Annotated in this window: 8 protein-coding genes; 5 read left to right on the forward strand and 3 right to left on the reverse strand. The window is 43.6% G+C overall.

Annotated features, from left to right (window positions below):
• The first annotated feature begins 393 nt into the window (after positions 1 to 393).
• Both VB836_RS12865 and cphA read left to right on the forward strand, forming a co-directional pair.
• On the forward strand, positions 394 to 1,251 hold the full coding sequence (locus VB836_RS12865; RefSeq protein WP_323219682.1) for a cyanophycinase: 858 nt from the start codon (positions 394 to 396) through the stop codon (positions 1,249 to 1,251).
• Between the two features lie 280 nt (positions 1,252 to 1,531).
• The gene (gene cphA, locus VB836_RS12870; RefSeq protein WP_323219683.1) at positions 1,532 to 4,222 is read left to right on the forward strand and encodes a cyanophycin synthetase; all 2,691 of its coding nucleotides are present in this window, start codon (positions 1,532 to 1,534) and stop codon (positions 4,220 to 4,222) included.
• 56 nt (positions 4,223 to 4,278) lie between these two features.
• Here the strand turns inward: cphA and tatA are convergent, their stop codons facing one another.
• Positions 4,279 to 4,467 carry a twin-arginine translocase TatA/TatE family subunit gene (tatA, locus tag VB836_RS12875; RefSeq protein ID WP_323219684.1) on the reverse strand — a complete coding sequence of 63 codons (189 nt, stop codon included), beginning with the start codon at positions 4,465 to 4,467 and terminating at the stop codon, positions 4,279 to 4,281.
• 189 nt (positions 4,468 to 4,656) lie between these two features.
• On the opposite strand from tatA, the gene VB836_RS12880 reads away from it, so the two are divergent.
• Positions 4,657 to 5,391 (forward strand): phycocyanobilin:ferredoxin oxidoreductase, encoded by a 735-nt coding sequence (locus tag VB836_RS12880; RefSeq protein ID WP_323219685.1) that lies wholly within the window; start codon positions 4,657 to 4,659, stop codon positions 5,389 to 5,391.
• A gap of 156 nt (positions 5,392 to 5,547) precedes the next feature.
• Here VB836_RS12880 and VB836_RS12885 read toward each other — a convergent pair whose 3' ends face one another.
• Entirely contained in the window at positions 5,548 to 6,429 is an 882-nt protein-coding gene (locus VB836_RS12885) for a hypothetical protein (RefSeq protein WP_323219686.1), read from the reverse strand.
• Between the two features lie 297 nt (positions 6,430 to 6,726).
• On the opposite strand from VB836_RS12885, the gene VB836_RS12890 reads away from it, so the two are divergent.
• Both VB836_RS12890 and VB836_RS12895 read left to right on the forward strand, forming a co-directional pair.
• Positions 6,727 to 8,793 (forward strand): DNA polymerase III subunit gamma/tau, encoded by a 2,067-nt coding sequence (locus VB836_RS12890; protein WP_323219687.1) that lies wholly within the window; start codon positions 6,727 to 6,729, stop codon positions 8,791 to 8,793.
• A gap of 182 nt (positions 8,794 to 8,975) precedes the next feature.
• Positions 8,976 to 10,418, forward strand: a complete 1,443-nt coding sequence (locus tag VB836_RS12895) for a sensor histidine kinase (RefSeq protein ID WP_323219688.1) — start codon at positions 8,976 to 8,978, stop codon at positions 10,416 to 10,418.
• A 1-nt stretch (position 10,419) separates the two neighbouring features.
• On the opposite strand, the gene VB836_RS12900 is transcribed toward VB836_RS12895, so the two are convergent.
• Positions 10,420 to 11,094 (reverse strand): response regulator transcription factor, encoded by a 675-nt coding sequence (locus tag VB836_RS12900; protein ID WP_046282002.1) that lies wholly within the window; start codon positions 11,092 to 11,094, stop codon positions 10,420 to 10,422.
• Positions 11,095 to 11,524 lie beyond the last annotated feature (430 nt).

Raw genomic sequence — 11,524 nt, forward strand, 5'->3', positions numbered from 1 at the left:
TAAAAAGCCTGTCTGACCGGGTGCTGCCGACAGTCCGGGGTGATGCAGCGCAAAGTCCGATCTCGGCGGTTTCCGTCGAGAAGGAACTTTGCAAGACAGGAACGAAACATTAATACGGTTTATACCGTGTTATATCAGTTTTATAAAGCAGAACAGAAGTTAGACCCAATCAGACGGGGTAGGGATAGGGGAAGCTTCAACAGCCGGGAAAACCCGTCAACACCCACTCCCTTTATTTGTTCCGTAGTCCTTGGTAAAATCTCCTGCTAAACATCTCAAATGCCTGATAGAGAAAGTCAAGAATTGACCAGAACCCCCCCAAAAAAGCCTGTAAATATAAATAGGGACAGATGCCCCACTCATTAAACTTATGCTGATCAGAGGAGATAGAATATGCAGCAGTTGACGTCTCAAGCCCTTGAACAAGTGATACCCCCACCCACTCAGACCTCAATTTTAATCATTGGGGGAGCAGAAGATAAAGTTCATGGACGTGAGATTCTGCAAACCTTTTTTAACCGAGCAGGCGGGGTGAAGGCAGAACTTGCCATTATTCCATCGGCATCCCGAGAACCTGCTCTTCAAGGGGAACGTTATCAAAAAATTTTTGAGGAGATGGGGGCTAAAGAGATCAGGATCTTTGATATTCGCGAACGCCATCACTGCGAGAACGCTGAGTGGCACTCTTTCCTAGAATCCTCCTGTACAGGGGTGTTTATGACGGGTGGAGATCAACTCCGCCTGTACAGTTTGCTGGCCGATACTCCCCTAATGAGCAAAATTCGGGTCGCCGCTCGTGAAGGGAAAATAGCGCTCGCTGGAACCAGTGCAGGGGCAGCCGTAATGAGTCATCACATGATCGCAGGCGGAGGCAGTGGAGAATGCCCTAATCGTTCCCTGGTCGATATGGCAACGGGTTTGGATATCATACCCGAACTGATTGTCGATCAACACTTTCACAACCGCAACCGTTTGGGTCGCTTGATCAGTGCGATTATCTCTCATCCCGAATGTCTGGGCTTAGGGATAGATGAGGATACTTGTGCCATGTTTGAGGCTCAAGAAAGACTCAAAGTGATTGGCAAAGGCACCGTCACCATTATCGATGCCACTGAAATGTGTTATACCAACGCCTCTAAGGTGGGAGCGGCTGATCCGTTGAGTTTGTTTAATTTGCGAATTCATATTCTCTCTCACGGTGATCAATATAACATTCGCACCCGGGTTCCGACAGCAGCACCGAGCTTGTAGATCACAACGACTCGAACCTCATATTTTTTCCCAAAGAAATGGAACAAAAGGTGCTGCTGAAATGGTAAGGCTCAGGGAGCTGCGGGTAGACAACCGATCCAAAATTGACGGTCAAACTCCTGTAGCTCCTATAACCCTCGCCAAAAATCTAACTGAATTTTTCTAGTCAGATTGCTCAACTGTTCATCAAGAACAGTTACGATGTATTTTAAAGTTAGAAATTGATAAAAGTAGAAGTATCACTCTGGAAAATTCCGGCATCACCCACTCACAGACAGATATGAAAATTCTTAAAGTCCTGACATTACGCGGCCCTAACTACTGGAGCATTCGACGGCACAAGCTGATCGTCATGCGCCTTGACCTCGAAGACCTTGCGGAACGCTACTCGAACGATATTCCAGGCTTCTACGAAGGTCTAACTTCTGCACTCCCCAGCTTGGTAGAACATCACTGTTCCCCAGGAGTCAGAGGCGGGTTTCTCAGTCGGGTGCAACGCGGCACGTTAATGGGACACATCATCGAACACGTCGCCCTCGAACTCCAGAACTTGGCGGGAATGTCAGTCGGGTTTGGTCGGACAAGAGAAACCGCCACACCCGGAATTTTCCAGGTTGTCTATGAGTATCAAAGTGAAAATGTCGGTCGCTATGCAGGTCGAGCCGCCGTGCGACTGTGCCAAAATATCGCTGAAACCGGAACTTATTCTGCTGAAGAACTCAACCAAGATATCGAAGACCTCAAAGAACTCAAAGCTCAAGCGGCTCTCGGCCCAAGTACCGATACCCTCGTCGGTGAAGCCGAAGCCAGAGGTATTCCTTGGTTAGAGTTGAATACCCGCTTTATGATTCAACTCGGCTATGGGGTTAATCAAAAGCGCCTTCAAGCCACGTTGAGCGGGAATACCAGCATCTTAGGCGTTGAACTGGCCTGCGACAAAGAAGGCACCAAACAAATTCTGCGAAATGCCGGGATTCCTGTCCCTAGAGGCACCGTGATTCGCTACTTTGATGAGTTGAAAGATGCCGTTGATTTTGTCGGGGGTTATCCGATCGCCATGAAACCCTTAGACGGAAATCATGGTCGAGGCATTACCCTTGATATTAACCTTTGGGAAACCGCCGAACAAGCCTATGATCTCGCAAGCACCGCTTCTAAAACCCGCAGCGTGATCGTAGAACGTTTCTATCAAGGTCGGGACTTCCGGGTATTAGTCGTGGCTGGAAAAGTCGTCGCCGTTGCCGAACGAGTACCCGCTCATGTGATTGGGGATGGCCGCTCAACCGTCGAAGCCTTGATCGAGGAAACCAACCGCGACTCTCGCCGAGGCGATGGACATGATAACGTTCTGACTCGGATTGAAATCGACAAAACCGTTCTCTCTCTCCTCCAGGCTCAAGGCTACGATTTAAACACGGTATTACCAGACGGAAAGATCTGTTTCCTACGGGCTACCGCCAACCTCAGCACTGGGGGAAGCGCGATTGATCGCACCGATGAAGTTCACCCCGAAAATATCTGGCTGTTTTCGCGAGTGGCAAAAATCATCGGCTTGGATATTGCCGGAATTGATGTCGTTAGCCCCGATATTAGCCGCCCCTTACGAGAAGTTGACGGGGTAATCGTCGAAGTGAACGCTGCTCCTGGATTTAGGATGCACGTCGCCCCCAGTGAAGGTTTACCCAGGAACGTGGCAGGGGCTGTGATGGATATGTTGTTCCCCAGCACTCAACCCAGTCGCATTCCTATCTTGGCGGTGACGGGTACCAATGGCAAAACTACCACCACTCGTCTACTGGCTCACATTGTCAAACAAACGGGTCGTATGGTTGGTTATACCACCACAGACGGGACTTATATTGGTGAATATCTGGTTGAATCTGGCGATAATACAGGCCCCCAAAGCGCCCAACTGATTCTCTGTGACCCGACGGTGGAAATAGCAGTCCTAGAAGCGGCTAGAGGCGGCATTCTGCGATCGGGTTTGGGGTTTGATGTCTGTGATGTCGGTATTGTCTTGAACGTGTCGGCCGATCATCTGGGTATTGGTGATATTGACACCGTTGAACAACTCGCCAAAGTCAAGAGCGTTGTTGCTGAGTCCGTCATGCCGAAAGGTTACGCCGTTTTGAATGCTGATGATCCGTTAGTCGCAGAAATGGCCGAACGCACCAAAGCCCAAGTCGCCTATTTCTCCATGAACCCGGAAAATGAAACCATTCTCAAACATACGGCGGCCGGAGGGTTGGCTGCGGTTTATGAAAATGGCTATCTTTCCATCCTCAAAGGGGACTGGACGCTACGGATCGAACAGGCGGTAAATGTTCCCCTAACGATGGGCGCTAAAGCCCCATTTATGATTGCTAATGCTTTAGCTGCTTGTTTGGCGGCTTTTGCCCAAGGGGTGAAAATTGAACACATTCAACAAGGTTTGTCTACCTTTGTCGCCTCAACCTCTCAAACTCCAGGACGCATGAACCTGTTTAATATGGGCAGCTATCACGCCCTGATCGATTATGCTCATAACGCAGCCAGTTATGAAGCTTTAGCAGGCTTTGTTCGCAACTGGGAAGGGGTGCGAATTGGGGTTGTGGGTGGCCCTGGCGATCGCCGCGATGAAGATTTTGTCACCTTGGGACGACTGGCCGCTGAGATGTTTGACCAGATTGTGATTAAAGAAGATGATGACACCCGAGGACGGGAACGAGGAAATGCCGCCGAGTTGATTCGTCAAGGGGTTGAACAGGTATTAAGTCGTGTTCCTGATCCCAGAGTCACCCATGAAACGATTCTCAATGAAACCCAAGCGATAGAAACCACCCTGAATCGCGCTCCGGCTGGGGGTTTAGTGGTGATTTTACCGGAAAGTGTTAGTCGGGCTATTAGTCTGATTGAAGCCCGGAACCCGATTAAGGATTCTCTAACGGGTCAAAACGGCACGGCTTCCGCCCCGATAACTTCTCAGGTTTAACAGTGAATGAGGTTGGGAGAAGCCGCTAATTGATGAGATGAGTTTCTCCCAACCGACTAGCTGCCCTCTGATTTCTTGACTTCAGAACTCTCGGTTTCGGCTTCTGAGTCGTTTTGTATTTCGTTTTTGAACCCTTTTAAGGCTTGACCCAGGGTTTTTCCGAGTTCGGGGATCTTTTTCGGCCCAAAAATAAACACAGCGATTAACAAAATTACACCCATTTCAGGCAATCCTAAACCAAACATCACAGTCTCCTACAAGCCAATAGACCCCTTCATCATACTGGGAAATAGCAGCAGATCACAAAACGCTCAGGGTGTCAATGCCCCTTGATTTTGACAACTGTTAGTTTTTGCAGACGGTAATCTGATATTCTGGATCTAAAGATAGTCTCTTACAGAGTTTTGGGTGCCGCAATAGGCACAGATTTTTAAATGCTAGAAGCATCAACTCCTTCCCTGCGTGAACAACAACATTCCCTGATTCGTCAACTCGCCAACCGAATTGAAGCCATTTGGGAACAATATCTCGATCTTGAACCCTATCAGCTTCCGGCTGAGTTGGGCTATGTCGAAGGGCGACTAGAAGGGGAAAAGCTGATCATTGAAAACCGATGTTATCAAACTCCACAATTTCGCAAGCTTCATCTAGAATTGGCGAAAGTTGGTCAGAGTTTGGATATTCTTCATTGTGTAATGTTTCCTCGGGTTAACTACGCCTTACCGATGTTTGGGACGGACTTAGTGGGGGGACGGGGACAAATTAGTGCGGCGATTGTTGATTTATCTCCCATTTACCCAAAACCCGATCTTCCCAGGGATTATCATAGGGCTTTATCTTCTTTACCGAATTCCTTTTCTCAGCCTCGCGACATTCCCAACTGGGGGGATATTTTCTCGCAATTTTGCTTATTTATACGCCCGATGGGTGAAGCGGAAGAAGCAACGTTTTTGAACCATGTTGATGCTTATTTGCGGGTTCACTGTCAATATGCGATCACTTTGACTCCGGTTTCCACTGAGGAACAGATTCAGATTCAAGCCGCCCAACGTTATTATTGCACCCAACAGCAACAAAATGACAAAACTCGCCGGGTTCTTGAAAAAGCTTTTGGGAAAGACTGGGCTAATTATTACATGACAACCGTATTGTTTGACTATGCGGAATAATCCCTGAACCTAAATTAGAAATTAAGCATGAATGACTGACATCTGACACACCTGAATGGTTACTTCATTCAAGATGCTCAACTCCTGGAACGCTATTTGAGTTATTTTGGCGTCGAATTCATGTTTTGAGTCACCTGAGCGAAATCTTCCTACAACTTAAGAATTTACTTCTTGGCTTTTGATATTTTTGGGTCTTCTTTTGTCATTTCTATCCGATTTATTGTTTCTTTTCAGGGGTTTCCCATCGGGAGAAACCGCTTTTTGAATCCCACTATCAGGCGTTTGACGAGTGGTTCTAAAGGTAACATTCATCCCTTCATTGGATTGTTCTAACACCAATAACGGAGTCGGTTTAGCTTTTTGATCCCATTGAATTTGTACAATTCGCCCTTGAATAGTCGGTTGCCAATTTTCTCGATCATCCGAAGGACTGAGATAGGTTTCTAAACAGTCAATAATTTGATTGATGGTTGCAGAAGTGGCTTGAGTCGGGAGTTTCATCAGTCGAATTTGAATGCGAAATAGCACCCGCTTCTTAACCGCACTTCCCTGTCCAGTTTCATACTCTACATCAAACATTGAATCGACTTGACGACCTGTTCCGGCATTGCTTTTTTCTCCCACCGCTGCCTGAGTTGGACGCAGAGCCAAAGCAATTTGTTGCTTGACTTTCATCTTGATTTGAACAATAATAGCATAATGGAAAACATCCTCAGCCATTCGCATTCTCAGATAATCTAAGTTAAAATCTCGCGAGTGAATGAGATCAGGATTTTTCTCCATTTTGGAGATCGTTCCCAACGCTAACTTATACTTTTTCTGTAACTCTCTATTTCTAAACTCCTCCATTTTTAGCTGTTTATTGATCTCTTGAGTTTTTAGCTTAAAGAGGATAGAGAAAATAATCAAGATCAGCAGTAGTATTCCCGTTGATCCCATCCAAATGATCTCAGGTGTGAGAGACTGAGATTGAGTCGGACTCGGAACAGGGGAAGCTTGAGCAAGTTGGGTTCCTGTATGGATAACTGGGGCAGACATAAGCTGTAATTAATTAAAAAGGCTCCTGATTTGAGTCTCAATACTATTGTAATCTGATATTTTAGAGGGTTTGATATCCGGATATCACGAACGTACAGATCTATAATAAACGTTACTCGACGATTCGAGACTCGGTATATTTCCCCCTAAGTGAGTAAAAATCTCCTCAAGGAGATCAGAGTTTTTAGATAAAAACCAACACTTGCAGAAAACCCTACCATAGATTTTGATACGCTGATAGCGTTAGGATAGAGATATTTAGACTCAGCAAATTTTTTGGAATTAGACTTGTGAGTTGTGACCTACGAACCCCTCCACCACAAATATCGCCCTCAAACCTTTGCTGACTTGGTTGGCCAAGATGCGATCGCCACAACGCTCACCAACGCCATTTGTAGTCAGCGTATTGTTCCCGCATATCTGTTTACGGGGCCGAGGGGAACGGGTAAAACCTCAAGTGCGCGAATTTTAGCCAAATCACTCAACTGTTTGTCTGCTGACCAACCTACCGCTAAACCTTGCGGAACCTGTGCAGTTTGTAAAGGAATTACCAACGGTTCAACCTTGGATGTGATTGAAATTGACGCCGCCAGTAATACCGGGGTTGATAATATTCGAGAACTGATTGAACGCGCTCAATTTGCTCCTGTTCAATGTCGTTACAAAGTTTATGTCATTGATGAGTGTCATATGCTCAGTACCGCCGCATTTAATGCCCTACTCAAAACCTTAGAAGAACCACCCGAACGAGTTGTTTTTGTCCTGGCTACAACCGATCCTCAACGAGTTTTACCGACGATTATTTCGCGTTGTCAACGATTTGATTTTCGCCGCATTCCCCTTGAACCGATGGTGCTGCATTTAGAAAAAATTGCTCACCAAGAAAACATTCCCATCACGTTAGATGCCGTTAAAATGGTGTCTCAAATTGCACAAGGTGGACTCAGAGATGCGGAAAGTTTACTCGATCAATTAAGCTTACTTTCTGGTAAAATAGACGTTGAACAGGTTTGGGATTTAGTGGGTGCTGTTCCTGAACGAGATTTGATGGAACTCTTAAAAGCGATCTCCTCAGAAAATACAACCGATATCATTGATCTAATTCGTCAACTTCTTAACCGAGGACGAGAACCCCTAATTGTTTTACAAAATTTAGCTGAATTTTATCGCGATTTATTGATTGCTAAAACAGCACCTCAACGTTTTGATTTAGTCAAATTAACTCAACCCACTTGGGAAGAACTTTGTCAATTTTCTCATCGTTGGGAACTCAGCAAAATTTTAGCCGCTCAAAAATACTTGCGTGACAGTGAAACCCAAATTAAAAATACCACTCAACCCCGTTTATGGTTAGAAATTATTTTACTGGGATTATTACCCTCCGCCCTGACTCATTCTGTCCTATCAGTTGAGTCTATTCAAACCCCAACTCTACCCCAAACAACCGCTTCACCAAAGCCTTTTGTCGCGCCTTCAGCCCCACCGTTACCGACACCTACACCCCCATCTCAACCCCTAGAAAAACCCGTTGTAGAACCCTCGCAAACCGTAGTTAATGAACCTATTCAAGCTTCACCTTCTGCCAATAGAGAACAATCTAATCGCTCAGAAATAGAGACACCTACACTTACTTCTAACACAGAAGAATATAATCTCGAAGATGTTTGGCGCCGGGTTCTTGAAGAAGTTAAACCCCCAGGAACCCAAGCTTTATTAAACCAGCATGGACGTTTACTGGGTATGGATACAAACGTCGCCTATATTGGTGTTCCAACTCAGGCGTTATATAAGATGGCACAAGGAAAAATTCCTCATATGGAAGCTGCATTTCAACGAGTGTTTAAAATCCCCGTTAAAGTTCGTTTAGAAGTCGGAACGGAAAAGAAAAAAAATAGCTCATCCTCAAAAGCTTTATCTCCCGAAAAAAATGAGCATCAACCGACAGCATCCCCTGAACCTGCTGTTAGTCCTTCTCCCGAGAAAAACCCGCCAACTGATGAACAATTAGCCGAGACTTCTTCAGAAGAATTATCCCTGGAACCCTCACCTGTTGAACCCCAGTTTGAAACCCCTTATTCTCCGGTTGAACAATCTCCTAAACCCTTAGAAACTCATTCCATAAATCTACCAGAAACCTCACATCAAGAAACAAAAAATGAGCAGAATTTAGAACAAGATAGGGCTGCTGTTGCTTCTCAACAACTGGCTGATTTTTTTGCAGGAGAAGTCATAAATTTAAGGGAAGCAAAAGATTTTACAGCCGCGAAGAATGTGTCAGTCTTTACAGAAGAAATATCTACTTTTGAACCCGACGATATTGAACAGGAGGAAGATCAAACGGATGACGACAATTTACCTTTTTAAGAATTTTTTTGAACGTTGCAGGTTTTCTCAGGGAGTTCTCAGTTATACTTCAGTATAAATTCAGTCCCGGACAGTAAAATCGAAGCAGAGAATTAATTTTTTATCTATAAAGTTTATCTCTAATTATATTTTTTATTCTTATTAAATTGATGTTATATGTTATTAAAATCAATAATAAAACCATGAATGATTGGATTTTAAAATATCTCCCAAATCTCAAAAAAGGGAAGATTTTACCCCCGGTTTCCTTAAAATTCCAACTCACAATCGGAATTACTATTTTTTCGGTGTTGAGTTTGGGAAGTGTTACCACTTGGACGAGTTTGCGAATGCAGAAACTACTGGTTGATAGTCATAAATATAAAATTCAAGAAATCGCTAAAAAGTTTTCCCATGAGGTGACAGTTTACAGTGAAATGATGTCTCTAGAGGAGGCGATTCAACGAGTCATTGAAAAACCAGAAATCAAAGAACATTTACTTTGGATTCGGGATAATAATGGAAACATTATAACCGAATCTATGGGGTTTCAAGAGGATATTAATCCCCAGACTCACGCTCAAATTTTAGAGTATACTAATATGCCTTTAAAGCCGAAGGTTGCTCTAATTGGGGGTCGGTATTGGGTTGCTTGTGGGGGAGAATTTAAGGTTGGTAATCAACAGTTAGGTAAATTGTATTTAGTAACAGATGTTACCCAAGAATATACCATTTTTTTGTCAATCGTTTATAGCTTAATCCCTGCGACAGTATTGGCGACAATATTGTTAATTATCGTTAGTGCTTGGTATATTCGGAAATCCTTAGAACCGTTACAACAGATGAGTCAGCTTACCGAAAATATTTCGGCTGATGCTTTATCTGATTATCGTCTAACCTTAGAACAAGCTCCCAGTGAAGTTTCTATGCTAGCGAATACTTGTAATAAAATGCTAGATCGATTATCGGAATCTTGGGAACAACAGCGACAATTTGTTGGGAATGTTTCCCATGAATTACGCACACCTTTAACGATTGTTCAGGGATATTTACAAAGTACCTTAAGACGAGGTAATAATCTTACCCCTCCCCAGCGAGAAGGGTTAGAAGTTGCGGCGAATGAAACTGAACGCACAATTCGTTTATTACAAGATTTACTCGAACTCGCTCGGGCTGATCATGGGAATCTTCATTTTCAAATTGAAGCATTTGATGTGAATGATTTACTGTCAGAAATTCGAGAAATGGCGCAACAATTTAGTCAAGGACGAGTTTATCTCGAACCGAGTCAAGCGATTATTCAGATTAAAGCAGATCGCAATCGTCTTAAACAAGTTTTACTCAATTTGATTGATAATGCCATCAAATATTCTGAACCCGAACAACCGATTACCCTGAAAGTTAAAAGTCAAGACCAAGAAGTTTATATTAGTGTCTGCGACAAAGGACAAGGTATTCCTTTACAGCATCAAAGCCGCATTTTTGAACGATTTTATCGGGTTGATGAAGCTCGGACTCGCGCGGGAGGAACGGGTTTAGGATTATCGATTGTGAAAACAATTGTTGAAGGAATGGGAGGTCGAGTCACAGTTCTTTCTAAACCGGGGAAAGGAAGTATATTTACAGTCATTTTACCTGAATTTTAGTTTACTCTCGCAACACATATCCCACACTCCGAACCGTTTGAATGAGACGAGATTCTCCTTCAGATTCTAACTTAATTCGTAAGTAACGAACATACACTTCAATAATATTAGAATCCCCCATGAAATCATACCCCCAAACTTTTTCTAGAATTTGATCCCTCGTTAAAACTTGTCGGGGATGACTCATCAAATATTCCAGTAAATCATATTCTTTGGCGGTTAAATCAATTAAACGATTAGCGCGTCGAACTTCTCGAGTTTTTCGATCTAAACTGAGATCACAAAAGGTTAAGAAATCAGCATCAAATTCTTGAAGGCGACGAATATGGACTCGAACTCGCGCTAAAAACTCTTCCAAACTAAACGGTTTAATGATATAATCATCAGCACCAGAGTCTAAGCCCGTGACGCGATCGCTAACTTCATCTTTAGCCGTTAATAAAATAATCGGAACCTGATTATGACTCGCTCTTAAACGACGACAAATTTCAATTCCCGATAATCGCGGTAACATCCAATCTAAAATAATTAAATCTGGATTAGATTCTCGGGCTGTGACTAATCCATTCATCCCGTCTTTTTCCACACTGACTTCGTATCCCTCATAGGTTAACTCTTGTTTGAGAAATTGAGCGAGTGCTTCTTCATCTTCAACCAGTAAAATATGGGTATTCATCGTTTTTTTGTTACAGAATTTAGAGTTTTGAGTTGAATTGAAGTGAGCAATCCTATTCAGTGAAAAAATTGATATGAGTAAGTTTGATTGGATAGAATTGCTAGAATTTTCAACTTTATATCCTAACAAATTTGTGAACTTAATTCTCAAAAAAAAATCTCAGGGTTGCAAAATTTTCGACTTTCCGCTAAAATAAAGCTGGAAAGCTAGACTAGGCTTCTTGTGCCTTCAGGGAAAAATCAAGAACCGCAGAATAAAACTGACCCGTGAACCGAGAGATATTTGTTGGGCTGTTCACAACTGAATTTACCAAAAATTGCCGCACACGCCCCTACCTTCAGGTATGGGGATATAAGGCTCTTTCTAATGCTATAATAACTCTACTGGCAGGGTATTCAACCAGTTGAAAAACCCAGCATCTAATCGATGC

This window comes from Limnoraphis robusta BA-68 BA1, from assembly GCF_034932365.1.
GTDB lineage: Bacteria > Cyanobacteriota > Cyanobacteriia > Cyanobacteriales > Microcoleaceae > Capilliphycus > Capilliphycus robustus.